The 2,667-nt window shown below is 73.8% G+C and carries 2 protein-coding genes and 1 pseudogene; 1 reads left to right on the top strand and 2 read right to left on the bottom strand.

All coding sequences use genetic code 11. The annotated features are described in order from the left end of the window. Both AB0O00_RS34975 and metF read right to left on the bottom strand, forming a co-directional pair. Positions 1-189: pseudogene (locus AB0O00_RS34975) on the bottom strand (hypothetical protein); the annotation flags it as partial. Positions 190-350: 161 nt separating this feature from the next. Then, complete coding sequence (gene metF, locus AB0O00_RS34980) at positions 351-1,265, bottom strand: methylenetetrahydrofolate reductase [NAD(P)H] (RefSeq protein ID WP_363658731.1); 915 nt, start codon at positions 1,263-1,265, stop codon at positions 351-353. A 175-nt stretch (positions 1,266-1,440) separates the two neighbouring features. On the opposite strand from metF, the gene AB0O00_RS34985 reads away from it, so the two are divergent. Further along, the gene (locus AB0O00_RS34985) at positions 1,441-2,547 is read left to right on the top strand and encodes a polyprenyl synthetase family protein (protein ID WP_363658733.1); all 1,107 of its coding nucleotides are present in this window, start codon (positions 1,441-1,443) and stop codon (positions 2,545-2,547) included. The last annotated feature ends 120 nt before the right edge of the window (positions 2,548-2,667 follow it).

Genomic DNA, 2,667 nt, shown 5'->3' on the forward strand with positions numbered 1-2,667 from the left:
GAACAGGGCCGCGCCGGCGCCGATCACCGGGACGGACCCGAGGACCATGCCCCCCGCCACCCCGAGGAAGCCGGCCAGGGCGAGCGCGCGCCAGTGCAGCGGGGCGCGGTTCTGCAGCAGCAGCTCGGCGACCAGCCAGAGCGCCACCACCGCCAACGCGGCGTACAGCAGCAGGTATCCGATGCCCATCCGCCCGCTACCTCCAGTCGCGTGCCCGCGCGCGCCGCGCGTGTGCGGCGACTGTACCGGTTGAACGGCCGGGGCACCGCATCGCGTTCCCGCCGTCCGTGGCGCGGGGGTGCACACGACCGAGCCCGCCACCGACGGTGCGGTGACGGGCCCGTGAACGCTCAGCGCTGGTGCAGCCCGAGGTTCTGGTAGATCTCCAGCGTCGCGGTCGAGTGGTTCAGCGTGATGAAGTGCAGGCCCGGCGCGCCCTCCGCGAGGAGCCGCTCGGCCATCGCGGTGGCGTGCTCCATGCCGATCGCGCGCAGCGCCGCCGGGTCGTCGATCGCGGACCGCAGGCGGGCCTCCAGGTCGGCGGGGAACGCCGAGCCGCTCAGCTGCGGGAAGCGCTCCAGCTGCTTGGCGTTGGTGACCGGCATGATCTCCGGGATGATCGGCGTCTCGCAGCCCGCCGCCGTCACCCGGTCGCGCAGCCGCAGGTAGTCGTCGACCTCGAAGAACATCTGGGTGATCGCGTAGTCGGCGCCCGCGCGGACCTTCGCGACGAAGTGCCGGATGTCGTCGTCCCAGTTGGTCGAGCGCGGGTGCATGTTCGGCGAGGCCGCGACGCCGACGCAGAAGTCGCCGATGCCCTTGATCAGCTCGACCAGCTCGTAGGCGTAGGTGACGCCCTCCGGGTGCCGGACCCACTCGCCCATCGGGTCGCCGGGCGGGTCGCCGCGCACCGCGAGGACGTTGCGCACGCCCTGGTCGGCGTACTGGCCGATGATGTTGCGCAGCTCGGCGACCGAGTGGTCGACGGCGGTCAGGTGGGCGACCGGCGTCAGCGTCGTCTCGGTGGCGATCCGCCCGACCATGTTGACGGTGCGCTCGCGCGAGGAGCCGCCGGCGCCGTAGGTCATGCAGACGAAGTTCGGGTCGAGCGGCTCCAGCCGCCGGATGGCGTCCCAGAGCTTCTGCTCGCCGGCCTCCGTGCGCGGGGGCATGAACTCGAAGGAGAAGGACCGCTTGCCGGCCGCCAGGAGCTCGCGGACCGTCAACGCGCGGTCCGATCTGGTGGAAGCGATACCGAGTGCCATGCTGGCAGGTTATCCGGGTGCCGAAGGACCGGGACAACTCGGTTCCACGGATTGAGACAAACGATGGACGGCATTCCGCTTATCGTTCCGACCGCCCCGCAGCCCTGCTCGCACGGGTGTTCCCGCCCGCCCCGCTACGCTTGCTGCACCCCAAGAGAACCTGCGGAGCCTCATCGTGACCTCGTCCAGCAACCGGCCGGCCAACCCCATTGACGTGGAGGACGTCCGCGAACGAGTCAACGCCGCCCTTGCCGCGTTCATGGACGGCCAGTCCGCTCTGCTCGGCGGGATCTCGCCCCAGCTGGCGCCCGCCGCGGACGCGCTGCGCGACTTCCTGCTCGACGGCGGCAAGCGCCTGCGCCCGGCCTTCTGCTACTGGGGCTGGCGCGGCGCCGGCGGCGCGGCCGAGGGCGAGGGGATCGCCAACGCGGCGGCGGCCCTGGAACTGCTCCAGGCGAGCGCGCTGGTCCACGACGACCTGATGGACCGCAGCGACACCCGCCGCGGCCTGCCCTCGATCCACCGCCGCTTCGAGGCGATGCACCGCGAGCGCGGCTGGCGCGGCGACCGCGAGCAGTACGGCGCCTCGGCCGCGGTGCTGCTCGGCGACCTCCTGCTGATCTGGTGCGACGAGCTGTTCCTGCGCTCCGGCCTGGCCCCGGCCGCGGTGCTGGCCGCCAAGCCCGCCTTCGACCTGATGCGCACCGAGGTCATGCTCGGCCAGTACCTGGACGTGCTGGAGCCGGTCGCCGGGGACTCGACGGACGAGGGCGCGCTGGACCGCGCGCAGACGGTGCTGCACTACAAGTCGGCGAAGTACACGATCGAGCGCCCGCTCCAGGTCGGCGCGCTGCTGGCCGGCGCCGGTCCCGAGCTGGTCGCGGCGTACGGCGCGTTCGGCCTGCCGCTGGGCGAGGCGTTCCAGCTGCGGGACGACCTGCTCGGCGTCTTCGGCGACCCTGCGGTCACCGGCAAGCCGGCCGGGGACGACCTGCGCGAGGGCAAGCGCACCCTGCTGGTCGCGCACGCGATGCGCGGGCTGCCGGCCGCCGACGCGCGGCACCTGGACGAGCGGCTCGGCGCGCCCGACCTCGCCGCCGACGAGGTCGCCGGCCTGCGGGACCTCGTCGCGCGCAGCGGGGCGCCGGAGCTGGTGGAGGCCAGGATCGACGAGCTGATGCGGCAGTCGCTGGCCGCCCTGGAGGCGGCGCCGCTCGCCGACGAGCGCGCCCGCGAGGTGCTGCTGGCCCTGGCCGAGGCCGCCACCGTCCGCAAGTACTGAGCCTCGCGGACGACGGCGGCCCGGGGCTCAGGCCCGGCGCACCCGCCGGGAGAGCTCGGCGGCGGCCGCCCGCGGGTCCTCCGCGGCGGTGATGGCGCGCACGACGACGATCCGGCGGGC

The sequence above is a fragment of the Kitasatospora sp. NPDC093558 genome (genome assembly GCF_040683475.1).
In the GTDB taxonomy this organism is placed as follows: domain Bacteria; phylum Actinomycetota; class Actinomycetes; order Streptomycetales; family Streptomycetaceae; genus Kitasatospora.